This is a genomic window from Allocoleopsis franciscana PCC 7113 (assembly GCF_000317515.1).
Classification (GTDB): Bacteria; Cyanobacteriota; Cyanobacteriia; order Cyanobacteriales; family Coleofasciculaceae; genus Allocoleopsis; species Allocoleopsis franciscana.
The window spans coordinates 2,828,568-2,851,128 of record NC_019738.1; the positions used below are offsets into that span (position 1 = coordinate 2,828,568).

At 46.2% G+C, this 22,561-nt stretch carries 23 protein-coding genes and 1 other RNA gene; 16 read left to right on the forward strand and 8 right to left on the reverse strand.

Translation table 11 applies throughout. The features are described from left to right. Positions 1-16 precede the first annotated feature (16 nt). The 3 genes from MIC7113_RS11875 to MIC7113_RS11885 are packed head-to-tail and all read left to right on the forward strand — an operon-like array spanning position 17 to position 2,780. The gene (locus MIC7113_RS11875) at positions 17-796 is read left to right on the forward strand and encodes a PP2C family serine/threonine-protein phosphatase (protein ID WP_015182407.1); all 780 of its coding nucleotides are present in this window, start codon (positions 17-19) and stop codon (positions 794-796) included. A 41-nt stretch (positions 797-837) separates the two neighbouring features. Then, a complete protein-coding gene (locus MIC7113_RS11880; protein WP_015182408.1) occupies positions 838-2,367 on the forward strand; it encodes a helix-hairpin-helix domain-containing protein in 1,530 nt (509 codons plus the stop codon). A gap of 59 nt (positions 2,368-2,426) precedes the next feature. After that, a complete protein-coding gene (locus tag MIC7113_RS11885; protein WP_015182409.1) occupies positions 2,427-2,780 on the forward strand; it encodes a hypothetical protein in 354 nt (117 codons plus the stop codon). An 82-nt stretch (positions 2,781-2,862) separates the two neighbouring features. Here MIC7113_RS11885 and MIC7113_RS11890 read toward each other — a convergent pair whose 3' ends face one another. Continuing rightward, the gene (locus MIC7113_RS11890; protein ID WP_015182410.1) at positions 2,863-3,711 is read right to left on the reverse strand and encodes an alpha/beta fold hydrolase; all 849 of its coding nucleotides are present in this window, start codon (positions 3,709-3,711) and stop codon (positions 2,863-2,865) included. Positions 3,712-3,909: 198 nt separating this feature from the next. On the opposite strand from MIC7113_RS11890, the gene MIC7113_RS11895 reads away from it, so the two are divergent. Then, a complete protein-coding gene (locus MIC7113_RS11895; protein WP_015182411.1) occupies positions 3,910-4,341 on the forward strand; it encodes a hypothetical protein in 432 nt (143 codons plus the stop codon). A 2-nt stretch (positions 4,342-4,343) separates the two neighbouring features. Here the strand turns inward: MIC7113_RS11895 and MIC7113_RS33275 are convergent, their stop codons facing one another. Next, the gene (locus MIC7113_RS33275) at positions 4,344-5,858 is read right to left on the reverse strand and encodes a hypothetical protein (RefSeq protein WP_015182412.1); all 1,515 of its coding nucleotides are present in this window, start codon (positions 5,856-5,858) and stop codon (positions 4,344-4,346) included. 390 nt (positions 5,859-6,248) lie between these two features. On the opposite strand from MIC7113_RS33275, the gene MIC7113_RS33280 reads away from it, so the two are divergent. The 4 genes from MIC7113_RS33280 (at position 6,249) to MIC7113_RS38955 (ending at position 10,304) form a co-directional block, all read left to right on the forward strand. After that, entirely contained in the window at positions 6,249-7,607 is a 1,359-nt protein-coding gene (locus MIC7113_RS33280) for a FecR family protein (RefSeq protein ID WP_015182413.1), read from the forward strand. A 223-nt stretch (positions 7,608-7,830) separates the two neighbouring features. Then, positions 7,831-8,148: a hypothetical protein gene (locus MIC7113_RS11910; protein ID WP_015182414.1), complete on the forward strand. Its 318-nt coding sequence runs from the start codon at positions 7,831-7,833 to the stop codon at positions 8,146-8,148. Then, the gene (locus tag MIC7113_RS37575; RefSeq protein WP_015182415.1) at positions 8,135-9,427 is read left to right on the forward strand and encodes a DUF6745 domain-containing protein; all 1,293 of its coding nucleotides are present in this window, start codon (positions 8,135-8,137) and stop codon (positions 9,425-9,427) included. Before MIC7113_RS11910 ends, MIC7113_RS37575 begins: the two co-directional genes overlap by 14 nt. Positions 9,428-9,698: 271 nt before the next feature. Then, positions 9,699-10,304: an HPP family protein gene (locus MIC7113_RS38955; protein WP_015182416.1), complete on the forward strand. Its 606-nt coding sequence runs from the start codon at positions 9,699-9,701 to the stop codon at positions 10,302-10,304. Between the two features lie 19 nt (positions 10,305-10,323). Here the strand turns inward: MIC7113_RS38955 and MIC7113_RS11925 are convergent, their stop codons facing one another. After that, positions 10,324-11,481: a hypothetical protein gene (locus tag MIC7113_RS11925; RefSeq protein WP_015182417.1), complete on the reverse strand. Its 1,158-nt coding sequence runs from the start codon at positions 11,479-11,481 to the stop codon at positions 10,324-10,326. 203 nt (positions 11,482-11,684) lie between these two features. Between MIC7113_RS11925 and MIC7113_RS11930 the strand changes: the two genes are divergently transcribed. The 8 genes from MIC7113_RS11930 to MIC7113_RS11965 all read left to right on the forward strand — a co-directional run bounded on the left by MIC7113_RS11930 (position 11,685) and on the right by MIC7113_RS11965 (position 19,217). Beyond that, entirely contained in the window at positions 11,685-12,380 is a 696-nt protein-coding gene (locus MIC7113_RS11930) for a carbonic anhydrase (RefSeq protein WP_015182418.1), read from the forward strand. A 309-nt stretch (positions 12,381-12,689) separates the two neighbouring features. Further along, entirely contained in the window at positions 12,690-14,159 is a 1,470-nt protein-coding gene (glcD, locus tag MIC7113_RS11935; RefSeq protein WP_015182419.1) for a glycolate oxidase subunit GlcD, read from the forward strand. A 437-nt stretch (positions 14,160-14,596) separates the two neighbouring features. Continuing rightward, on the forward strand, positions 14,597-14,872 hold the full coding sequence (locus MIC7113_RS11940) for a hypothetical protein (protein ID WP_015182420.1): 276 nt from the start codon (positions 14,597-14,599) through the stop codon (positions 14,870-14,872). Positions 14,873-15,284: 412 nt separating this feature from the next. Beyond that, complete coding sequence (locus MIC7113_RS11945; RefSeq protein WP_015182421.1) at positions 15,285-16,187, forward strand: TIGR02587 family membrane protein; 903 nt, start codon at positions 15,285-15,287, stop codon at positions 16,185-16,187. Next, entirely contained in the window at positions 16,184-16,600 is a 417-nt protein-coding gene (locus MIC7113_RS11950; RefSeq protein WP_015182422.1) for a TIGR02588 family protein, read from the forward strand. The genes MIC7113_RS11945 and MIC7113_RS11950 overlap by 4 nt, the downstream gene beginning before the upstream one ends. Positions 16,601-16,744: 144 nt before the next feature. Continuing rightward, positions 16,745-17,485, forward strand: coding sequence for a cytochrome c biogenesis protein CcdA (locus MIC7113_RS11955; protein WP_015182423.1), 741 nt, complete (start codon positions 16,745-16,747; stop codon positions 17,483-17,485). 6 nt (positions 17,486-17,491) lie between these two features. After that, on the forward strand, positions 17,492-18,871 hold the full coding sequence (locus tag MIC7113_RS11960) for a cytochrome c biogenesis protein (RefSeq protein ID WP_015182424.1): 1,380 nt from the start codon (positions 17,492-17,494) through the stop codon (positions 18,869-18,871). Positions 18,872-18,902: 31 nt separating this feature from the next. Beyond that, positions 18,903-19,217 carry a hypothetical protein gene (locus MIC7113_RS11965; protein ID WP_015182425.1) on the forward strand — a complete coding sequence of 105 codons (315 nt, stop codon included), beginning with the start codon at positions 18,903-18,905 and terminating at the stop codon, positions 19,215-19,217. A 188-nt stretch (positions 19,218-19,405) separates the two neighbouring features. Here MIC7113_RS11965 and queF read toward each other — a convergent pair whose 3' ends face one another. From queF to MIC7113_RS11985, 5 genes are all read right to left on the reverse strand, one after another. Next, a complete protein-coding gene (queF, locus tag MIC7113_RS11970; RefSeq protein ID WP_041780021.1) occupies positions 19,406-19,828 on the reverse strand; it encodes a preQ(1) synthase in 423 nt (140 codons plus the stop codon). A gap of 13 nt (positions 19,829-19,841) precedes the next feature. Then, positions 19,842-20,237, reverse strand: coding sequence for a hypothetical protein (locus tag MIC7113_RS11975; protein ID WP_015182427.1), 396 nt, complete (start codon positions 20,235-20,237; stop codon positions 19,842-19,844). Positions 20,238-20,516: 279 nt separating this feature from the next. Beyond that, entirely contained in the window at positions 20,517-20,915 is a 399-nt protein-coding gene (locus MIC7113_RS11980; RefSeq protein ID WP_015182429.1) for a hypothetical protein, read from the reverse strand. Between the two features lie 141 nt (positions 20,916-21,056). Beyond that, positions 21,057-21,153, reverse strand: an RNA gene (gene ffs, locus MIC7113_RS32885) — signal recognition particle sRNA small type. A 50-nt stretch (positions 21,154-21,203) separates the two neighbouring features. Continuing rightward, positions 21,204-22,544 (reverse strand): TldD/PmbA family protein, encoded by a 1,341-nt coding sequence (locus tag MIC7113_RS11985; protein WP_015182430.1) that lies wholly within the window; start codon positions 22,542-22,544, stop codon positions 21,204-21,206. Between the last annotated feature and the right edge of the window lie 17 nt (positions 22,545-22,561).

Here is a 22,561-nt window from a genome sequence, read left to right on the forward strand (position 1 = left end):
GTTTAGAGGAGTTGGCATGGCTTGGAGAGCCGTTGTTCGTTCCTCTGTAGGAACTCGTCATCAAAAACAGCAGCAACCCTGCCAAGATTACGGTAATTATTGCATTCTGAATCAGAATGTAATAGTTGGAGCCGTTGCGGATGGGGCTGGTAGCGCTAAATATGCGGATGTTGGCGCTAAATTAGCTGTAGAAGCGGTGATTACAATTGTTAGGGAGATTGCGAACTCTCCCCAACCCAAGGAAAATCTTTCTCATCCTCTCAATGAGCAGGAAGCGAGAAAACTCTTTTCTAAAATTGTGGCAGAGGTCGTCGCGACCTTAGAAGAAAAAGCTATCCATGAAAATTATGCGATCGCTGACTTAGCTTGTACACTTTTAGTAGTTGTGGCGACTCCTGATTGGGTGGCGGCGATGCAAATTGGGGATGGATTTATTGTGGTTGGTTTACAGGGCGAAGCCTACCAATTACTTTTCCAGCCGGACAAGGGTGAATTTGTCAATCAAACGACCTTTGTAACATCAACCCATGCTTTAGATGAGATGCAAGTTGATGTCCTCTTAGGCCAACACAAATTTATCTGTGCCGCAACCGATGGACTAGAGAAGGTCGCCATTCGCATGAGTGATTGGACTCCTTTCTTGCCTTTTTTCAAACCGTTAGAAGAGTATCTGTGGGAAAGCCATCATCCCGAACAGGAGGATGAATACATTAAGAGTTTTCTCAACTCTGAACGACTAAACGCTCGAACAGATGACGATAAAACGTTGCTGTTGTGCCTCTACGCTCAAAATTAAACTGCTATGTCCATTTTTAATTTTTGACGTTTGATTGAATTATGAGAATCCTCACCTGCGTCAGTACGGGTAATCCGATTTGCCTAACGAAGCAGATTGCTAGCAGTGGTGAGGGAGCCGTTTGGCAAACCGAGCGCAGTGGCTATCTAGCCAAACTTTACCACTCTTTTGAAGATGAGCGAATTGAAAAACTCAAGGTGATGGTGGCGCATCCACCCAAAGACCCAAATGCTCATCTTAATCATGTTTCTTTGGCTTGGCCTGAGGAATTGCTCAAAGATCGGAATGGTACTATTTTAGGTTTCTTAATGCCTGCGATCGCAGGAGCCAAGGAACTGCTGGATGTTTATAGCTCAAAACGCCGCCAACAACTTAAGCTGGAAGTAGATTGGAAATTCCTGCATATTACAGCGCTGAATATTGCCTCTATTATCGAAGCCATTCATGCAGAAGGCTATGTTTTAGGTGATATTAAGCCGCAAAATATTTTAGTGAATAACCGAGCTTTGCCTTCTATTATCGATACAGATTCTTTTCAGGTTTATCATCCTCACAAGAGTCAAGTTTATCGCTGCTTAGTGGGTTCAGAAGGCTTTACACCCGTTGAATTATTAGGGAAAGATTTTCGCACTACGAATCAAGCCGAAATTCATGACTCTTTTCGGTTAGCCGTAATCATTCATCTGTTGCTCTTTGGAGATAAACCGTTTAAAGGAAAATGGATCGGAACAGGAGACTCACCAGACCCCACTGAATTACTCCGTCGCGGGTTTTGGCCTTATGCCTCCAACAGTTTAATCAAACCAGGGCCATTTACCATTCCCTTAGAGATTGTTCATCCAGAAATTCAACGCTGTTTTCTTCGATGTTTTAATGAAGGACATACCAATCCCTCTTTACGTCCAACCGCTAGGGAATGGCGTAAGGCACTCTCCGTCGCTGTCGAACATTTAACAATTTGTGGCAGGGTAGACAGCCACTACTACAGTACGATTTATGGCAAGTGCTACTGGTGCGATCGCAAACTTGATAAAGGTCTTGATATATTTGCATCCCCAATTCCTAAAATCCAGCCACCTTCAGCGCTACCGCGTACACCACCACCAAAGCCAGTTTATCCGGCTACATCTACCCATCCAGGTGTTACCGTTGCACCCGTTATTACACAACCGAAAAAAGTTTCCTCCTCTAAATTTGCTCAGTCTTCGGTTGGATTGGCACCCTTTTTTACACCACCAAAAAAAGTTTCTTCTTCCAAATTCCCCCAGCGTACTGTTACATCCATACCATCAAAAACTCGTGCAATTATCGGATGGACAACTGGCACAGGTCTGGCTACGGGCGGGATTTTATGGCTAATCCGAACTTTTTTGGGGGATTCATCAGAAACGTTCAAGGATTGGGTTGTGTCTTATCCGCCCGAAGTCATGCAATTTCCTTTTATCCGAATTCCCCCAGAAAATCTCTTGGATGTTATTCAACCTGTGCAGTGGCTATCGGGGGGAGTGGGTACATTTATTGTAGGATTCATGATGGGATTTGTTATTATCACCATGCGTTGCCGTCGATAGTTCAAATCAATTCAAATTTATTATTTATAGAGCATTTTTCTGAATCGATAGTATGTATCATGAACCAAGTTAAAAATAGAGACAATGGATGTGGGTTTTTAACTCTATTACTCCTTTTATTCATTTGGTCAATTGGGACTATTGCTTTCTGGACAGTCAACATTTTTGCAGCCATTGGAACAACTTTTATATTATTAATTGATTCCCTGGCTAATATTTTTACAATCATTGGGATTAAAAATCCAGCCATCGGTTGGTTATTGTTAGGTTGTTTTTTCGGCGGAAGTTTAGGACTCAGTCAGGGATTGAAGCGCACGGGGCATTCGTCGCAAGTGTATAAAGTATATTTAGTAGCGGCTGCTGTATTTTTTATGCTGCAAATCGTTGCTTATTCTAAATGGCAACCTCGATAATGTATTTAATATTTCCCAGTTAGAGATGAGCCAAAAGATGATTGGGCGCGTTAGTTCTGTTTGTAGCGCACCCAACCTAACATCACAATGCTTGGCGTCTTAAAAAAAGCAGCAGGGATTCACTTACTTTTTCTGACCAATGGTCTTGAGGATAATGCCCGCTTTCCTCAAGCTGAACAAGTTCCACATTCTGAATACCCTTCGCAAATTGCTGTGCCAGTTCCACAGGCAGCCAAGGATCTTTCATGCCCCAAACAATTAAAGTGGGTTGTTTCCAGTTGCGAAATCCAGATTCAATTTCTGCCATAGACGACTTCCATTGCATATTTTTAATCGTCGCCACCAGACTGCGCCCCGGATCAGAACTCTTGAGGAAGGGTTTACGATAAATGTCTAAATCCTTGTCTGAAATTCGGTAACGACTCCCCCCCTCCAAGGTTCGATCCACTAATAACGGGTCTTGGGTTAACATATCTCCCACAAAAGGAAAGCCCCACTGCTGCATCGTCCAGGGCAACTTGGCATCAGAGGTTAAGGGTGTATTGAGAATGGCGATACGTTCAATTTGTTCAGGGTAACGTAGGGCGTACTGAAGGCCAACGGAGGCGAGAAATCCTTGAACCACCAAATGAAATCGATCAATTTCCAGCGCGTTGAGAAACTCTCTCAAGGCATTAATAAAGGCATCAGGGGTATAAGCAAAGTCTCGCTTGTCAGGTTTTGCCGATAAACCCGAACCAATCCAGTCAGGTGCGATTGCTCTCAACCCTTTTTCGGCTAAATCGGGCATCAACGATGTCCAGCAATAACTGTGGGAGGGCAACCCATGAAGCAGCAGCACGGGTAAGGCTTCACTTCTGCCAATGGGGTTCGCTTCCCGATAGAACCACTTCAGCGAACCGACTTCGATTGATTGTTCACTTATAGACACTTGGCTTTCCTGCACCGTCGATTGTGGTTTGAGCTTACCCTCCAGTGGGTCGTCAGAGCAAGCTCCACTCCTGTGAGGCTGAATTGTCAACGAATGATAACATATCCAAAATCTTGCTCAAGAATGGAGCTTAGTTGACTTAAATTGTCTTAATAATTAAGCATTCTTGGAATAGCCGTTAACTTGAGGAGAATGGGCATGAATGCCGTTGAACAAGCCAGAAGCTTAGAATTTACGACTAAAATCGCCGCGATCGTCAATTTGTTTAAGTCAGAGTTTCCCGATGCCAAAGCTGACTTGAAACCCTGGCAGAATGACCCGGATACCCAAGAACTCGTCGATCCCGATTCGATTGATATCGGCTTTCACTTACCGGGTTGGAGCAGAAAGTTTCAATGCCGCAGTATTTTAGTGCAAATTCGGCTTTACGAAGACCCAATCATGGGCTGCCGACGAGCCATTGGGATTGAAGCCGCCGGATTTGACCATCGCGGCAAAGCTTGGCGATGCTCGACGATTCAAAATTGGCAATTTGTGGGAGAGGGCGAACCCGTTCCAGAAGTTCAGGCAAAGCTAAAGTACTTTTGCCGCGAAGCCATTAATATTTTGTCACAAATTGGTAACAGCTAAGTTCAAAATAAAGTCAAATTGAAATTGACTCCAGCCCCAAAAACGAAGCCATCAAAATCAATGTCCGGTCTAGAAGAATCACCAAAGCTGGAGCCTGCATACAGGTAAGCTCGGCTATTGGGAGTCAGGGTGTAACTCATCCGGGCAAGGAGTTGGTGATATTGGTCTTGACGTTCCTGTTGGGTGAAGTCAGCGAAGGCGAACTGATAGTCGAGAGCCACTTCAAGCGGGGGGATAGGGGTGTACCCCAGGGATGCACCTACATAATTACTCACCCCAGAGCGATCGCTGGGGTTAGCCAAACTCACGCGCAATTGATAAAACGTATCTAGCGTGAGCTGCTTGGCTAACACATCTCGTCGTCCGAGTTCTAGGTAAAGGGAGTGATCATTGAGGAAGCGATCGCCACTATTCTGACTAAATAACTGTCGATTACTCCAACCGACTTCACCATAGGAGCGACTCCCAATCTTCTGCCGAAGTCCCAAGTTGAAATTCAATTCATCATAGTCATACACCGATAACTCGCCGTAGCGATTGATATTTCCTCCCACCGCAGCCAACAAAGTAGTGTCTGGCCCCAGAGAAGGAGTTGCCAAAAGTGTTAGTCCTGCTCTGAACACACCATCATCAATTGGGTCAATTCCAGACAAAATATTATTACTTCTGAAATAGCCAACTCCCCCTAAAAGGTAAACCGCAGGTTTAGACGGAGGAGGGGGTGCGGGTAACTCCCGTAAGCGCAGTTTTCCCAGTTCTGGGTCTTCACTACTCCCAGGTTGTTGTGACTCCGAACTATTTTCGTTGGGAGACGGTTGGACTTCAACTTCAACATTAGGAGCATTTTCAGCATCTGCCACTAAGCTTGGCGTAGAATTGCACAGCAGCTTTTGTTCTGGAGTCAGTTTCAGCTCTTGCGTGAGTGAACAAGAGGGAGTGACGGGAAGAGAAGGTGATGAGTCAACGGGACTGAGTCCGGGAGTCAAAGCTTGTTCCCCATCTTGAGCTTGAGTTGACGACTTCTCTCCCTCTGGCTCACTGGTAGAGACTTGAGGAGAAGCTGATACCAAATTGCTGTCAAAGGTAGCAGACTTTTTCTCTCGTTCCTCGCTCCTCAGCTCCTCAGCTCCCCCGCTCCCCCGCTCCCCCGCTCCCCCGCTCCTCAGCTCCCCCGCTCCCCCGCTCCCCCGCTTCCCTAGCAGGGGTTGTGCCCATTCCTTGAGCGTGTCTTCTGTCACATCGGGTGGCAGTACTTCTGGATGAGCTGGGATAGCATCAGCATCTTGAGAGGGGGCTGTGAACCCTATCGGTTCTTTTGGGTTCGTGTTCGATACTGAAAGAGCCGCAGTTCCTACAGGGGAGATAGACCAAGCGGGCTTTGTCAAGGTAAGACCAACCCAAAAAACCAGACTTCCCAGAATTTCTAAGCGGGTTTTTTGGCTCTTGGGTGGAAAAAATCCATCATGCTGAGGTTGCAGTTTTCCAGCCCGATGTTGACGAGAAACTTGGCGGCTCATAATCAAATCAATTCTATGTTTTGAGTACGTATTTCGGTAGATAACTAAGACTTCCCACTAAAACCGGGTTAAGTCAGGGAACTAAATCTATAAATCTATAGTCATTTAAAACATAGACGCCTAAACTTCTATTTTGTTTACCGAGAAGCTGTCAAAGGAAGACGAAAGACAGAGTAAGTATGAAGATGAAGACGATAAACTATGAAAATTGAGTGAAATTGTCAAGAGATTTCACCCAATCTCTCTTTTAAGCTTTATTGTTCATAGTTAAGACTGTTTTTTGTCTCCAATCCAGTTCCGAGCAAGATAACTTAAGCAATGGCTTTTATGTCAATTGGTGGGTCTGCTGAGCCAAAAATTTGACGTTTCTTTTACACTTGGTACTCTCCAATGTTTCGCAAAATCGCTCTTTTATTTGCCGTCACCCTCTGGAGTTCTGGTTCGCTACTTCTGCCCCAGGAAGTGCTAGCTCAAACGGCTTTAACTAGGGCAGTGATTGAATCCTTGAAAAACCAAGTGCGTTTGATTCCGAAAAATCAATCAGCTCGGTCGGCTCGCCCATCGGACGCTATCATCCCTGGAGATGCATTAGCCACAGCCAAGGCATCAACAGCTCAACTCCGTTTCAATGATGGCTCTCTGGCTCGCCTGGGAGAGCAAGCTGTATTCAGATTTTCTCCCGGTACCCGTACCATGGCGCTGTCCAATGGTACTGCACTGGTATTAATTCCTCCAGGGCGGGGCACAACTCGTGTGCGTACACCCAATGCGGCAGCAGGGATTCGGGGGTCAGCGCTATTTGTCCGGTATATTCCCGAAACCGATACCACGATTGTAGGAGCGCTAACCAATAGCGGCATTGAGGTTTTTAATGAGGGAGCTTCTCAACGCCAGGAATTAAAAGCTGGCAATATGGCTGTGATTGTTAAGGATCGAATTGAAAAGGTTTACGAATTTGATCTGAGGACGTTTTACCAAACCAGTGACTTAGCCTCAGGGTTAAACCTGATGAAGTCAGAATCGACCCCAAGTGTGGATGAAGCGATCGCGCAAGTGCAAACTGAAACGTTTGATGCACTTCAAGCTCAGTCACCTGTAACGGGTCAACAAATCATTGAAAATCCCAGCTTTGTTCAGCTTGCAGTTAGTCCATCACAAGGCTTTCCCAGTGTCGATCGCCTCATAACTGACGATACTTCTTCTAGTCCACGAAATTTTGACCTACCTGGAAACACGAGCAGAAATGGGATAGATGTAAGAACAATCTTGGAGGCGGGAGAAACTCGAAACTCTCAAGTATCTCCCCGAAATCCTAACTCGCCAGGTTCAGGAGGGAACTTCCCTGGTGGCGGCAATACGGGTGGGAACTTCCCCGGTGGTGGCAATACGGGTGGGAACTTCCCCGGTGGCGGCAATACGGGAGGGAACTTCCCTGGTGGCGGCAATACGGGTGGGAACTTCCCTGGTGGCGGCAATACGGGTGGGAACTTCCCTGGTGGTGGCAATACGGGTGGTAACTTCCCTGGTGGTGGCAATACGGGTGGGAACTTCCCTGGTGGTGGCAATACGGGTGGGAACTTCCCTGGTGGTGGCAATACGGGTGGGAACTTCCCTGGTGGTGGCAATACGGGTGGGAACTTCCCTGGTGGTGGCAATACGGGTGGGAACTTTCCTGGTGGCGGCAATGTTAGGAGCCAAGTTAAGAATATACTGAATGACTTGACCATTCCCCCAGCACTCACGCCGTAAGATTCGTCAAACATGAAAAATGAAGGGTAAGGTAAAAAATCAAACTTTACCCTTTGTTGTTGGGTATGATTTTCTCACCATACAGAAAAATCACTCAGAGTAAGAATAGATTAAGATGCGTCTGGAAAAGCCTTATTAATGAAGAATTCCTAACCAAAGGAATCTAGGCGTTAATGCCAGCCCTTCAAGGTGTTAAAACAGAATAAAACCTGGAGGAAAAACGATGCAACCGATTCGACAAGGCGACGTAATTTTACTTTCTATCCAGCAAACCGATAGCACAACCGCTCCAGAGAACGTAGGAAAAAGGCTACCTCATCTCACTCTGGCTGAAGGCGAAGTCACGGGGCACTCTCACCGCATTAGTGAGGGAAAAGCGGAGTTATATGAAAAAGATGGCACCCTCTATCTCCGAGTCCTTTCAGAAACAGCGACATTAACTCACGAAGAACACAAAGCGATTCAAATTCCTCAAGGTAGCTGGATGGTGCGGATTCAGCGTGAATATGAGCCTGAGGGATGGAGATATGTCGCCGACTAAAATTGCCCAGCTAACGCCCGAACAAGAAGATCTCATTCCCTCCATCATAGAAAAATGGACAAGGGTATTCTGTTCAACACAGCCGATTGATCGCCAAAAAGCGGAAGCGGCTGTCAAAGCTGCCTATGCGGTGATGGGCAAACCAGAACCTGTTATTTGCTTTTTCAGTAGTCCTAATGCCGCTAGATTGGCTGTTTTTGAGCAACACTCACCCCAACAGACGGCGCAACAATTGGGTGTCCCTCTGCTGATGCCATTTGTCAGCCAACTCCAAGAACAGATCGGGAAGCAATTGGAAGAAGCACTGTGGCCTCAGTTGCAAATCCACATGTCTAGCCAACCGTTGCAGAGTTTGTTTCAATTGCGAACGATGCTGATGTGGCAATCTCAGGCGCAGTTCTCGAAGCAACAGTTGGAACTATTTGGGCAGTTGCGACAGCAATGGATCAAACAACAGTGGGAGCAACAGCAGGAGGAACTCCGAAAGCAACTCCTCCAAGCACCGGGCGGGCAATTTTTGGTACAAATGGGGGATTCCCTGTGGCAAAATATTGCCGAACCTTTATGGCAAAATCTAGCTCACCAACCGTTTGTCGAATGGGGGCAACAGCAGTTACAACAGAATCCTTTCGTTCAAATGATCGATGTAGTGGGATTTGCGTATTATGGTCTGTTACTCCCCGGTTTAGAGGCTTCTTCGATTGCTCTGCTTGATTTTTGTATTTCTGTCTTAAATTGCGATTGTGATTTGCCGCAATGGCAGGCTTATCAGTCTCTCCTGTCGGAATGTGGCTGTATTTTCCCGTTTGAAAACACTTGCATCATTTGCGATCGCCCCACTAAACTGACCTTTGACAACGAACATCGTCTCCATGGCGAAGGTGAACCTGCGATTGAGTTTGCCGATGGCTATCGGTTGTACTATTATCGGGGCGTGAGTTTGCCGGAACAATATTGGGTTCACCCACACCACTGGCAAGCGCGATGGCTGTTAGAAGAACACAATGCTGAACTGCGTCGGGTACTGATTCAGGGAATTGGCTACTCGCGAATTTGCCAGGAATTGCAAGCGACTGAACTCGATTCTTGGCGAGAATATACTCTCTTAAAAATCGATAGTGAAGTCGATGTCGAGCCGATCTATTTATTAAAAATGACCTGTCCTAGCACTGGGTATATTCACGCGATACGAGTGCCACCGACAATGCGATCAGCGCGTGAGGCGATTCGTTGGATGAATTGGGGAACCGATCCAGAGGAATTTTCGATAGAAAGCTGACGTTTGAGCTGATTGATCCAGTCAATCTTAAATGGGTAATGGGTAGGGTGCGTTAACGCCATGTAACGCACCCTCTTTTATATTAATTTCTCTTATTAAAGAGATTAGTTATTTATATTTAATTTAACTTTTATTCACAATGTTAAAAGGATATGTTTAAAACTATATGTCATGAATCTATGACATTTCTCGCAAGCCGATAATTTTTTGAATTTGAATCATCTATTTACCCAAACCGAATATCTGTTTGTTGTGGTTGTTGCGGAGATTTATGAAAGGCTATTTACCGAAAAAGCGAATTAATTCCAGCTATCTACCTCGATTGAATTACGAAAGCCTTCAGTTAAGATGGAAAAATTACTGGTTCAAGATACGTGGGACTTGGAGTTCATGCCCTTTAACATGTCCTATAAATAGACCTCATCACAGATATATCTTTTGGAGTTGGTTCGGTAGTTTCCTAGCAATAGCAGCAACGGCTTACCTAAGCACGAAAACCAATACTCCCCTGCTTATGGCTCCCTTTGGTGCCACTAGCGTATTAATCTTTGGCGTACCTGACAGTCCTTTGGCTCAACCCCGAAATGTGATCGGTGGTAATCTTGTCGCGGCTTTAGTTAGCCTCACAATTCTGCATCTGTTCGGTACAGAACCTTGGACGATGGGATTAGCTGTGGCTACAGCTATTGGGTTAATGCAACTAACGCGAACATTACATCCTCCTTCGGGAGCTGTTGCTTTAGTCGTGATGATGACAAAAGCACCTTGGCAGTTTCTACTAACTCCTACCCTGGAAGGTTCTATGATTCTGGTTCTTTGCGCTGTAGTTTTTAATAATTTAGCAGAAGAGAGAACTTATCCCAAGCACTGGCTATGAGAATTCCTGTCGTCGAATTTCAAATCGTTTTTTCATAAATTCGGTAAGTTTTATAAATCTTACCGCCTGCGGCCTCAATCACTTTACGTGATGGAAAATTATCTTCCCAAACCCAACCCAGTTCTGCCCGTTTGTACGGCTTACCCTTTTGAATTCCTCCCTGCATTCCCAAATAAATTAAAGCAAGAGGTACCATTTTTCGACGATACTCTGGCAAGGAGCAAATGGCAATCACCCGTCCTTGGTCAATCTGGCGACGATACCACAAAAACTTGAGAATTCCCAGCCAGTTGAGTTTGCCGTTGACGTGCTTTAAGGGAATATTGTAGTCAGGTAATCCCATCCAGAAACCAATCATTTCACCGTTGTCTTCAGCAACCGGAAAAACATCTGGATCAACCAAACTTTGTAATGATTTGGCTTCTTCCAAAAATTCTTCCTGACTGCGAGGCGCAGAACTCCAGTTATTCGCAAATGCACGATTAAACAAGTTATAAATACTAATACAATCTTGTTCAAATCCTTCCCCTTTGGTTCTCAGAGGACGGAACGTGATGCCCGATTTACAAGCAATTCGATAAGCTTTCTCAAACTTATCAGACAAGGGTTGGTCAAGAGGAAAATCATAAGCATAGGCATCTTTAGCTTTCTGCCACCCATCTCGTTCTAGAAATTCTGGATAGTAGGGTGGATTGTAGGGCATCATTACCATGGGGGGTGAGTCAAACCCATCGACTAAGCATAAACAATTGTTATGAGTTGATAAGTCGATTGGTCCTCGTGCCAGAGTCATTCCTTGCTCTTGCAACCACTGGCAAGCCGCTTCTAGGAGAGATTTGGCGATCGCCAAATCTGGAACACATTCAAAAAAACCGAATAAACCAACATTTTGCCCTTCTCGTTCAATCAACCGTTGATTCACAGCCGCCACGATGCGTCCAACGGCCTGGGTTTTCTTTTCGCCTTCTTCTAGGGCAATAAATGCCTGTAATTTTCCATACTCAAAAAAAGGATTTGTGGGTGCAAACTGTTTAGCAATATCGCTACGCAAGGGGGCTATCCAATTTGGGTCATTAGCATAGACATGTGCAGGGACATCCAGAAACAATTCACTGTCTGCTGGAGATGTAACAGCCCGAATTTGAAACGTTGCGGTTTGACTTAGCACCTTACTCATCTCACCTTAACCTTTGTACTGAGTACATCCTGAGGAATTGATATAGACTTACCCTCAGACATTACCAGAAAATCTTTGAGGACTCCATACAGTCTATGAGGCACAGTATTTTGTAATTAATGATACAAAATATACAGTTTGTTAGTCGCCCTAATCAGTAAAGTTATAATGTGATTTTTTTGTGAGCTGGGAAAATAGGATCGATGCGGAAGTTACTTAAAGGTGTACATCAATTTCAAACTCACTACTTCAGTACACACCGTGAGATGTTTGAGCAACTGTCTCAGGGACAGCACCCCAGAATGCTCTTCATCACTTGCTCAGATTCGCGAGTTGACCCGAATCTGATTACTCAAACCGAACCGGGTGAACTGTTTATTATTCGCAATGTTGGCAATATTATTCCACCTTATGGCGCATTAAAAAGTGGTGAAGGGGCTGCGATTGAGTATGCGATCGAGGCTTTAGGTGTCAAACATATTATTGTCTGCGGACACTCCCACTGTGGGGCGATTAAAGGATTGCTGCAACTGGGCAACCTAACAGAACAAATGCCCTTAGTTTATGACTGGTTAAAGTATGCAGAGGCGACGCGCCGGATTATTAAGGAACACTACAAGGACTACGAGGGGGAAGCACTGCTAAACGCGGCTATTGAGGAGAACGTGCTGACTCAACTGGAAAACCTGCGGACATACCCCGCCGTCCACTCCAAACTTTACAGTCGTGAACTAGACCTCCACGCTTGGGTTTATAAAATCGAGACGGGAGGCGTTTTTGTTTACAGTGCAGAACGATGCAGTATCCAATCCAAGCATGACTTGGATGAGAGTGACGAGAGAGAGGAACCAGCGCCAACCCATTATTCGGTGAATAGCAACGGCAAGACTTATGTGTAGCCTAGTGCAAGAAGGCAGTTCGCGTAGCGTTCTCCGTAGGAGTAGAAAGAAGGCAGAAGGCAGAAGGTAAGGACGCTTGTACACTAAGCTTTTTACACCTTTTTGGACTGGTGGGTTATTTCTGCGGCGCTGCACTAGGCACCTGTGAGCTTTTTGCCCACAATGAAGGATGAAAATTTATCTGCCCTGACTCGGAGACTCCTGTCCCCTCTTTTCAGATGAGGTCTAATTGATGTCGCCAACTTGTTGGGCGTCGCTTTGCGATCGTGCAATCATAAATATGGCAACTACCATTTGATCGCATCACCTATGATTGCCCAAGAAACCCAACGCAACTGGAAACCCATCATCAAGCAATTTGAGGCAGTTGTGGGTAAAGACGGCGTGGTTCGCCGCAAAGAAGAATTACTCACCTACGAATGTGATGGTTTAGCCAGTTATCGCCAACGACCGGCATTGGTAGTGTTGCCGCGAACCACCGAACAAGTGGCAGAGGCAGTAAAAATCTGCGACCAAAACCAAATCCCTTGGGTGGCGCGGGGTGCTGGCACAGGTTTATCGGGGGGTGCCTTACCTGTAGAGGATTGTGTGTTAATTGTCACCGCGTTGATGAAGCGCATTCTCGACGTTGACCTAGAAAATCAGCGTATCGTTGTGCAGCCAGGGGTGATCAACAACTGGGTAACCCAAGCCGTTAGTGGGGCAGGTTTTTACTACGCACCTGACCCCTCTAGCCAAATTATCTGTTCAATTGGTGGCAATGTTGCTGAAAATTCCGGCGGTGTTCATTGCCTCAAATATGGTGTTACAACTAATCATGTTTTGGGATTAAAATTAGTTCTTCCGGATGGTTCAATTGTGGATGTCGGGGGTTCGGTGCCAGAATTTCCCGGTTACGACCTCACGGGTCTATTTGTTGGTTCCGAAGGGACTTTAGGTATCGCCACAGAAATTACGCTACGCATCCTGAAAACACCTGAATCCATTTGTGTCCTCCTTGCAGATTTTGCCACGGTTGAAGAATCGGGTGCGGCTGTTGCCGATATTATCAGTTCCGGGATTATTCCAGGTGGCATGGAGATTATGGATAATCTCAGTATTAATGCCGTGGAAGATGTGGTGGCAACGGGATGTTATCCCAGGGATGCGGGTTCTATTTTGTTGGTGGAATTGGATGGTTTGGAGGTAGAAGTGGCAACCAGTAAACAACGTGTTGCCGAACTTTGTAAGAAGAATGGGGCACGAAATATCACCACGGCAAGTGACCCCGAAACCCGCTTGAAATTATGGAAAGGTCGCAAAGCCGCTTTTGCCGCAGCAGGTCACATGAGTCCAGATTATTTTGTTCAAGATGGGGTGATTCCCCGTACTCAATTGGTAGGTGTGCTGAAAGAAATTGAAGCATTGAGTGAAAAATACGGGTACGCGATCGCTAATGTATTTCATGCCGGTGATGGTAACCTTCATCCCTTGATTCTTTACGATAATTCGATTCCAGGTGCGCTGCATAAAGTGGAAGAATTAGGGGGGGAAATTCTTAAACTCTGTGTAAAAGTGGGCGGTAGTATTTCTGGGGAACATGGAATTGGTGCGGATAAGAAGTGCTTTATGCCCGATATGTTTAGTGAGACCGATTTAGAAACCATGCAATGGGTGCGGCAAGTCTTTAATCCAAAAGGTTTAGCCAATCCCGGTAAAATTTTTCCGACTCCTCGCACTTGTGGTGAATCGGCAAAGGCTCAAAATTTAGGACAATTTAAGCAATCAGAAGTCTTTTAAGGACTCCCTGTCGAATCCGTTTAGAGGATTACACCCTTTGCGTGAACACCATTGCCCCCAGGGGGGAACTACGGTATAAATCAGCGCAACGCTGAACTATCCCAGTGAACTTTTCCCCGCGCCCCCCGTGGGACCGCTTAGGGTTTCCAGCGATACAGCTCAAATGTTTCCTGGATTACAGATTTTCTTATATAAACCTCTATCCTAAGAAATAATTTGTCTATTGGTTGCCCTGACAGGTTGGGCAAGAGTGAAGGATTAAGACTATTTTCTGCAACTAGGCTATACACGCTATCTGATCAAATCCTATTATTTATTGATAAACTTGAATGATCTTCCCTCTCTATCTCCGTTTTTAGTGAGCCGAACGAGGGTTAATTCTTTTGTTTCCGCCAAATTCAGGGATCTAAGTATCTATCTTTACAGGACGGTTAAGTATGACACAGGGAGTTTTCTACTGCTACCAAATCCCCCTATCTAACATAGCTAAAGTTGATTGGATTGTAGGGAATCCAATTCGTGACAGGGAACTGGAAGCCGAATTGAATCAACCGGTGTGGAGGGTGCAATACAATGTTGATCATCCCAATATGCAGAAATTTAATCGATTTGATACTTGTACATCCTGCCAATTCTTTGGTGTAGTCTTTGAGGATGATGTCGAAGATGATTTTGAAGAAGAGTGCCAAGAAGCAACTCTTTTGTGGCATTAATTCAGCTAGTAAATTGCTGAGTACTGTCTCACAGTTATACATTTTTTTGCAACTGTATTAACTCGGATTCTCACTCAGAATCCGAGTTGATTTTGTCCTGATGAACTCCAGCGAAAAACAAGCCAATTCAAGCCCAAAGTTCTAATTTTAAGTGAATGAAAGATTTTAATGACTTAAATAGAAAATAGGATGATTTGAATCGATTGGAACATTAATCATCTATTTTACTGATGCAGGGGAAGAACTGGAACTCTGTCAGGAGAAGGAAGTAAGCGCTCACCAGGCTTTGCTAACATCGTAAGATAATCTAATCCAGGATACAGGATTGTAAGCCGTTCCTGCCTAAAAACTGTTTGGCTTAGAGATTTTTACGCTGTACCCAAGGTACGGCAGCATCAGAATTTTCAGACGCATGGCAAAACGCACGCGAAAAAAACGTCAATCTTCTCACTCGTGGTCATATCAACTCAATGATATGATTCGGGGTGCTTCAGGTGGCTTTTTGTTTGGAATTCCCCTGCTTTATACGATGGAAGTTTGGTGGATTGGCTCTGAAACTCCTCCACATTTAATGTTAGTTATTTTGGCGATTACCTTCATCGTTGTTTTGCTGCTCAACCACACAGAAGGATTTCGTCAAATCCAAAGTAAGCGGTTTTTGGATACAGTAATGGATAGTGTTGAAGCTTTAGCAATTGGAATTGTCAGCGCTACCTGTATCCTTTTTGTGGTAGGCGAAATTACCCAAGAAACACCGCTGAATGAAGCACTGGGTAAGTTAATCTTGGAAAGCGTTCCTTTTTCCCTAGGGGCGGCTTTGGCGGGTGCTTTTTTAAGTGGCGATCGCTGGTCTTCTTCAAATAATCAGGATTCTGACCAGCAAGGCAATCGCAACCATCAAGGCAAGAAATCAAACTTTAACGCCACCCTGGCGGATATCGGTGGCACTCTCATTGGTGCGATGATCATTGCCTTTAATATTGCGCCCACCGACGAAATCCCCATGTTAGATGCAGCAATCGAACCGCCACGCCTTCTTGCGATTATCGCTGTATCACTGCTAATTTCCTATGGGATTGTCTTCCAAGCCGGATTTACCACGCAGAAACAGCGCCGACAGCAGAAAGGTATCTTTCAGCGCCCGATCAGCGAAACGGTAATGTCCTATCTTGTTTCACTCTTCGCCTCAGCGTTTATGTTGTTTTTTTTCCATCGCTTGAGTTTAGATGACCCTTGGACGCTGTGGATGAGCAAGACATTAATTCTAGGACTACCAGCAACCATCGGCGGTGCAGCAGGACGCTTAGCGATATGAAAGACATGGATTCATCCGAACCCGTGGAACAACAACCAACTCGTTCACCCGCTGAGTGGACAACTTTTAGTATTGCCCTGTTGATTGTGGCTGTGATTGTCGGACTTGTCGTTTACAAATGGCTGACTCAGAAAAATCAACCTCCCGTAATATCCATTACCCCTTCTAGTGAGATTCGCGAAGCGCCAGGACAATTCTATGTTCCGTTTGAGATCGAAAACACGGGTGGAGAAACCGCTGAGTCTGTTCAGGTGATTGCTGAACTCCGCATCGATGGTGAAGTGGAAGAATCGGGTGAACAGCAAATTGATTTTCTCGCCAGTGGTGAAACCGAAAAAGGTGCTTTTGTGTTTAGCCGCGACCCGCGAAAGGGTGAACTTGTTATCCGAGTCGCTAGTTACAAGCTACCTTAATCATCACGGATCGGGTTATTTCATCATTCTTGGTTTGGCTGACAAGTCAGTGCACCACAAGTTGCTGAACGCGATCGCCTGCCCCAAACCCCGCTCTACGCTAAAATTCAAGCAGAACGGGCATTCCACCAGTCAGCGCGACTCATGTTAGAAACACTTTCGACTCGACTTTACGAACTCGAACAATTCGCCGACAATCTTGTCTCCACCCAACTGGCGCACCTTACCGGGTTCAGTATTGGTATTATCTTTCTCGCTGGGTTGCTCACTAGCCTCACCCCTTGTATGCTTTCCATGCTGCCCATCACCCTTGGCTACATTGGCGGCTACGAAGCGAAAGGGCGTCTCCAAGCTGCCACCCAGTCCACTTGGTTTGCCCTAGGATTGGCAACGACGTTAGCGGGGTTGGGCATTCTGGCGGCGTCTGTAGGGCGAGTTTATGGTCAAATCGGAGTAGGATTACCCATTATTGTCAGTTTGATTGCAATTATCATGGGGCTGAACTTACTCGAAGCCTTGCCCTTGCAACTGCCTTCTTGGGGTGGGATGGATTGGATTTCTCAAGACTGGCCTGTTGGTGTACGTTCTTATTTAATCGGTTTAACCTTTGGTTTAGTCGCTTCCCCTTGTAGTACTCCCGTCTTGGCAACATTGCTGGCTTGGGTGGCGAAGACACAAGACTTGGTTTTGGGGGGTGGATTGCTCCTATCCTACACAGCAGGATATGTCGCACCGTTAATTTTGGCAGGCACCTTTACTGCTTCCATTAAAAAATTATTGGAGTTGCGTCAGTGGTCGAGTTGGATTACACCTGTTAGTGGTGCCTTACTCGTAGCGTTTGGCGTGTTTTCCTTGCTGTCTCGAATTCCTGTCGGAATTTTTTAATTAGAAATGACTTTAGAAAATCCATCTTTACCTAATATCTGGCGTCAGCTATTGTCTGTACTGGGCGACTTACGGCTAGCCATTGTGCTGCTGCTTGCGATCGCAGTTTTTAGCATCAGTGGTACGGTCATTGAACAGGGTCAGTCCCTCGCCTTTTACCAATCCAATTACCCAGAAGACCCAGCTTTGTTTGGTTTCCTTTCCTGGAAAGTCCTCTTAACTCTGGAATTAGATCACGTATATCGTACTTGGTGGTTTTTGTCAATTCTTATTTTATTTGGCAGTAGCCTCACCGCCTGTACCTTTACCCGTCAGTTTCCGGCACTCAAAGCCGCCCGTCGTTGGACGTTCTACAAGGAACCCCGGCAGTTCCAGAAACTCGCCCTCAGTGCCGAACTCGAAACCGGGAATCTCAACTCTCTCACCACATTGCTAGAGAAGCGGCGTTATAAAGTCTTTCAAGAAGGCGATACTCTCTACGCCCGAAAAGGAATCATCGGACGCATTGGCCCCATCGTCGTCCATGCCAGCATGTTGATGATTCTAGCCGGCTCGATTTGGGGGGCGCTTACGGGTTTTATGGCACAGGAAATGGTTGCTAGTGGTAACACCTTCCAAATCAAAAATATTATTGATGCTGGCCCTTTAGCCACGCCGAAAATGCTCAAGGATTGGTCAGTCCGAGTGAATCGCTTCTGGATTGACTACACTCCCGAAGGGGGAATTGACCAGTTTTATTCTGACCTATCCGTTGTCGATCAAGCAGGTAAGGACGTTGACCAGCAAACCATTTATGTCAACAAACCCCTGCGTTATCGGGGGGTGACGATTTACCAAACCGACTGGGGAATTGCGGCGGTTCGGGTACGGTTGAACAACAGCCCCATTTTTCAAATCCCGATGGCACAACTAGATACTCAGGGCAAAGGACGCCTCTGGGGCACCTGGATTCCCACCAAACCGGATATGAGTCAAGGCGCTTCGGTACTCGCCAGAGATTTGCAGGGAACGTTATTGGTTTACGATGCGGCGGGTAAATTGGTGTCTACGGTGCGTCCAGGGATGGCGACTCAGGTGAATGGCGTTACCTTAAAAGTGGATGATGTGATTGGCAGCACAGGCTTGCAGATTAAAGCTGACCCAGGAATTCCCCTGGTTTATACAGGCTTTGGCTTGCTGATGTTGGGCGTGATTATGAGTTATGTGTCCCATTCCCAGATTTGGGCGCTGCAAAAAGGTGACCATTTTTATGTAGGCGGTAGAACCAACCGGGCACAAGTGGCATTTGAGCGGGAAGTGATTGAGATGTTAGACCAATTGAGTGATCAAACTCCGTTACCAGAGGTTCTACCGATCGCAGCAGACTCTTTGGTCAGTCAAAATTAATCCAATCATCAAGTACGGAGGAGGGTTGCCGATGAGTGAGAACGATGAGAAACCGTCGAAACTACCTCTAATTATTGCTATAACGTCCCTAGCTTTAGCCTTTTTCGCTTTGGGTGTTGCGGTGTCCTTGAGTGTACCCACCTTCAGGAAATCCTCTTCCTTTTCTCCCACAACACCTGTGGTTCCCTTTGCTCCTTCACGGACTCAAGCTTCACCCTCATCTGCGCCGGCTAGCAAACCCAAGACAGTGCGATCGCTTCGCGCTGCCCCAACTCCAACTTCAGCCACATCGCCGTCTGCAACTCCAGAGAATAATGCTAATAACTTGAACGAAGATCGGAACTAACCAGGCATACGGTTGGCGAAGCAACTTATCGATCCTACCCGTCAGCACCTTCGCTCAGGTTGATATGGCAACCAATGCACGGGCTAACCAGCAGGCGTGGCAAACTGTTCTGCAATTTTTAGGTCTTGGAAGAAAACCCGCTATTTTTTAGAGATGGGGATTTAGTTGAGCGAATCACCGCTCAGTCGTCACTCTTTTTGGTGCCGCACTTCGATTACTGTGTGGACGTTACCCCGTGGGGAGAAATCCCCCTTAACCGTAACTTCTAAGGGGTCACAAGCCTCGACAAAATCATCCAGAATTTGATTGACGCTTTCTTCGTGAGAAATGTAGCGATCGCGGTAGCTATTAATATAAAGTTTCAGCGCCTTCAACTCCACCACCCGTTCATCCGGCACATAGGTGATGTGAATAGTGGCAAAGTCAGGATAACCAGAGAATGGGCACTTACAGGTGAATTCCGGCAAAGTGATGTTGATATCATAGCGACGCCCGACACGCGGATTGGGGAACGTAATCAGCTTTCCCTCCGCAATCTCGCGTTCACCGTATTTCATCTCTGGCGTCTGTACTTCCGATGAGACTTGTTCTTGGGTTAGAGATTGATTCATGGCAAGTTCTAAATTACTGATAAGATTCCCTGTCAGGGCAATTCTCTGTCTCCCAACCATAGGGATGCATGGCGCAGACGAACAAATTACCCCCATAGACTTGTCCGTGGTAATGATGACAACCAACGCAGGCGGGGTTTTTCTCTACGGTGGGTTCTACCGGATAACTATAATAAGTCTGCTCCTCCGTTTCACTGAACATCATTTCGAGATCTGCGAAGAAAATTTCGCTGATGGGTTCAAACATATCGAACATCTCCTGCCAACATTGGTCAATGCCTATCTCGACCGTATTTTGTACATCGTTGGCAACGGTTTCAACCATATCAGTGACCCCTTGGAAAAATTCATCGACCATATCAGTCACTGATTCTAGAATCTCAACTATATCTTTAGGCCACTCTTCCATGTTGGAAATTCACTCAACGACCATCTTTAGAATTGGAGGATAATGCACACCAGGTTTACTGAACAGCTATCATAGCCTGCATTCGTGGCGAGGTGCGAACAGCCCGTTCCCCTGAGGGTAGGACATACACTTTGCAAACACGCTCTTTGACGCCTTCTACACGACACAGGAGTTTGATACTATCTGATGCTATTGCTGGCTCAACATTGCAGACTGTTGCACACATCAATCCTCCATCTCCCATGCTAGTCCACGCGCTTAGGAACTATCTTTAAATTTTTAGGATTCACGCTTTAGCCGACGGAGTTCGTCTTGCATTGCTTGTACCTGCTGTCGCAGCGTGTCAACATTGTCTTCATCCGTATGGGCTGACGCTTCATCCTCAGAGATAATTTCTATCTGACGAGGTTCAGAGGTGGGGGTATTAACCTGAGTAACATTGTTAACATTCGTGGAAGATTGAACTTGTTGTTGTTGTTGTGCCTGTCGCACCAATTCGTCAACCAGCTTCCGAGCCTCTTCCGTCGTCATTTCTCCCTTAGCCACCAGTTCATCCGTTAGTTTTTGAGCCTGAACTCGTAACTTACCGAACCTTGAGCCTGCTTCTTCACCCGCCGCCGCAACAGCTCCAACGCCCAGATAGAATGCTTTTTGTACAATATCTCCAAAACGATTCACTATAACTAATTCTCCCAAAATATTACGCTAGTACCCGATATTTCTAGGATAGGAGCGATGATTGGAAACTGCCCACTTCACTTGAGGGCGACTTGCGACGGATGGATAAAAAATTTAAATGACTGATTCCTATTCATACTAAATGACCCGGAGACTACGCCTGCCTCAAGCATCCCGTATTGCTGCTACCTTCCGGTCCTGACAAGATTTGGGCGTTGAAACCGCATAGTTCCAGGTCATAATTATCATAACATCTCTGGATAATATCCGGGAATCGCATTTTCCCGATCAAACACTATCCGTCACACTACTGAATTTAAATTCCTTCACCCTTACCCCCGGTACCACACTGCTACCAAAGCGCTGCACGCTACTGAGAGCATCCACATCCCGTAACATATCCGGTAGACATTGGTTAAAACGTAAATTCTTAATCGGGTAAGCAATCTGACCGTCCTCAATCCAAAACGTACCATCCCGCGTCATCCCCGTCACCTCTAGCGTCTTGGGATTGACATAGCGCACGTACCAGGCACGGTTAACCAAAATTCCTCGCTCTGTCTGAGCAATCAAGTCAGCGATCGTTTGGTTGGAACCTGACATCACAACTGGATACATAGCCCCCGTCGGTTCTGTGCCCTGCTGCTGTGCCCAGTAGCGGCTATAGGATAAAGCTTGAGGAATACCATCTTTAATCACCTCCAGATAGCGATTACTCAACCCATCCCCAAAAAATGTACTGAACTGCAATAGAGGGTGAGCTGGATTGCGCTGCACCTGTACTAAAGGGCTAAAGAGTGGCTCACCCAAGCGATTGCCTGCATCCTCAGGGTGGGACATAAACGATCGCCCCTCATCCGCCGCCCGTGCATCCAAATTCCACATCACCCAACCGAGTAACTCCTTAAAGGCAGCGCCATCGAACACTACGGGATATTTGCCAGGGCTGACTTCACGGGGTTGGCGAGAACTCAGGGCACGTTGAATGAGCTGTTCGGTTACTGACTCTATGGGTAACTGGTTTACAGCAAAAGCGGTACGCTGACCCCAACTAGAGCCATCTTCAATGCGAGCCGTAAAGCTAAAATCGGCATGAGTACCGCGATCGCAAGCTCTTAATCCCCGCGAATTTCCGACAGCCTGCAAGACAGCAGATGTGCTCAGGGTACCAGACCCCTGAACCCCAGCCTGACGACTCAACCCACACACTCGCTGCACGATTTCTCCCCGTGCCAAAGGTGAGAAAGTGATCGTTTGCTCATCAAACGCTGGAGTCCGCTGCTCATAAGTCTGAGGTTCCAGTAAAGGTAACCATTCTGGGTCTTCTGGGGCAATCCGAGCCAGTTCTTCCGAGCGTCGAATTGTCTCTGTAATCGCCTCTGGCTCTAATTCCGTCGTTGAGGCAGAAGCACTGCGCTTGCCGAAATAACTAGTAATGTTCAGGCTGAATTTAGTTCGACTGAGGTTCTGCGTCATCTGATTTTCTGAGAAACGCGAGAGTGCCGACTCGTTAGCGCTGAGACTAACGAAGACACCTTCCGCTTCGGATTGTTGGATGACTGATTCAATCAAGTCTAGGGCTTGGTCTTCACTTAGAAGTGTGGGTGCAGTAGCTAAGGTCACGCTCATCCTCCAATGGTTCAGGA

Coding starts and splice junctions, on each gene's coding strand:
- MIC7113_RS11930 (WP_015182418.1), top strand. CDS start 11,685: ATGCGGAAGTTACTTAAAGGTGTACATCAATTTCAAACTCACTACTTC.
- queF (WP_041780021.1), bottom strand. CDS start 19,828: ATGAATCAATCTCTAACCCAAGAACAAGTCTCATCGGAAGTACAGACG.
- MIC7113_RS11880 (WP_015182408.1), top strand. CDS start 838: ATGAGAATCCTCACCTGCGTCAGTACGGGTAATCCGATTTGCCTAACG.
- MIC7113_RS11925 (WP_015182417.1), bottom strand. CDS start 11,481: ATGAGTAAGGTGCTAAGTCAAACCGCAACGTTTCAAATTCGGGCTGTT.
- MIC7113_RS11875 (WP_015182407.1), top strand. CDS start 17: ATGGCTTGGAGAGCCGTTGTTCGTTCCTCTGTAGGAACTCGTCATCAA.
- MIC7113_RS11895 (WP_015182411.1), top strand. CDS start 3,910: ATGAATGCCGTTGAACAAGCCAGAAGCTTAGAATTTACGACTAAAATC.
- MIC7113_RS11910 (WP_015182414.1), top strand. CDS start 7,831: ATGCAACCGATTCGACAAGGCGACGTAATTTTACTTTCTATCCAGCAA.
- MIC7113_RS11950 (WP_015182422.1), top strand. CDS start 16,184: ATGAAAGACATGGATTCATCCGAACCCGTGGAACAACAACCAACTCGT.
- MIC7113_RS11945 (WP_015182421.1), top strand. CDS start 15,285: ATGGCAAAACGCACGCGAAAAAAACGTCAATCTTCTCACTCGTGGTCA.
- MIC7113_RS11955 (WP_015182423.1), top strand. CDS start 16,745: ATGTTAGAAACACTTTCGACTCGACTTTACGAACTCGAACAATTCGCC.
- MIC7113_RS37575 (WP_015182415.1), top strand. CDS start 8,135: ATGTCGCCGACTAAAATTGCCCAGCTAACGCCCGAACAAGAAGATCTC.
- MIC7113_RS11885 (WP_015182409.1), top strand. CDS start 2,427: ATGAACCAAGTTAAAAATAGAGACAATGGATGTGGGTTTTTAACTCTA.
- MIC7113_RS11940 (WP_015182420.1), top strand. CDS start 14,597: ATGACACAGGGAGTTTTCTACTGCTACCAAATCCCCCTATCTAACATA.
- MIC7113_RS38955 (WP_015182416.1), top strand. CDS start 9,699: ATGAAAGGCTATTTACCGAAAAAGCGAATTAATTCCAGCTATCTACCT.
- MIC7113_RS11965 (WP_015182425.1), top strand. CDS start 18,903: ATGAGTGAGAACGATGAGAAACCGTCGAAACTACCTCTAATTATTGCT.
- MIC7113_RS11975 (WP_015182427.1), bottom strand. CDS start 20,237: ATGGAAGAGTGGCCTAAAGATATAGTTGAGATTCTAGAATCAGTGACT.
- MIC7113_RS33280 (WP_015182413.1), top strand. CDS start 6,249: ATGTTTCGCAAAATCGCTCTTTTATTTGCCGTCACCCTCTGGAGTTCT.
- MIC7113_RS11960 (WP_015182424.1), top strand. CDS start 17,492: ATGACTTTAGAAAATCCATCTTTACCTAATATCTGGCGTCAGCTATTG.
- MIC7113_RS33275 (WP_015182412.1), bottom strand. CDS start 5,858: ATGAGCCGCCAAGTTTCTCGTCAACATCGGGCTGGAAAACTGCAACCT.
- MIC7113_RS11985 (WP_015182430.1), bottom strand. CDS start 22,544: ATGAGCGTGACCTTAGCTACTGCACCCACACTTCTAAGTGAAGACCAA.
- glcD (WP_015182419.1), top strand. CDS start 12,690: ATGATTGCCCAAGAAACCCAACGCAACTGGAAACCCATCATCAAGCAA.